Here is a 515-nt window from a genome sequence, read left to right as displayed (position 1 = left end):
GCTGCTTTGCTGCTTGCTTAGCTGTTTCGTATGCTTGTACTTTGCTTTGTGGTTTATCCGCTGTATCTGCATTTACTGCTATCGCATCTGCTAATTCATTTTTAGCTGTTGTTAAGCCTGATTTGTCTTCTTGAGCTACTAACAGTTTCTTAGCTTCGTCTAATTTCGCTTGTGCTGCGGTTACCTTCGCTTGTGCCTCTGATACTTCTGTTGCTGTCGCATCATCACCTTTATTTGCTACTGCTTGCGCTGCTGCTTGCGCTTGTGTTATATCATTTTGCGCTTCAGCTACTTTATTATTGTACGCTGTAACACTGTCTGGTGTTTTGTTTGCTGTATCTGCTCTATTGCTTAATGCTGCTGCTTCTCTTGATAATTTTTCCTTAGCTGGCGTTGTTCCTGCATTGTTCAATACTGTTGTTGCTTTTTCTAAGTTCGTTTTAGCGTCGCCTACTTTTCTTAGTGCTTCTCTTACTTGATCCGCTGTCGCATTCTCATTTCCAATCACATCTTCT

The 515-nt window shown here is 41.6% G+C and carries 1 pseudogene; it reads right to left on the bottom strand.

Annotated features, from left to right (window positions below):
* Positions 1-515: pseudogene (locus HT698_RS09820) on the bottom strand (hypothetical protein); the annotation flags it as partial.

It is taken from the genome of Streptococcus sp. 3109 (assembly GCF_013276905.1).
Taxonomy (GTDB): Bacteria; Bacillota; Bacilli; order Lactobacillales; family Streptococcaceae; genus Streptococcus.
The sequence above is the reverse complement of the archived record's forward strand: the minus strand, read 5'-3'. Positions and strand labels throughout refer to the sequence as shown.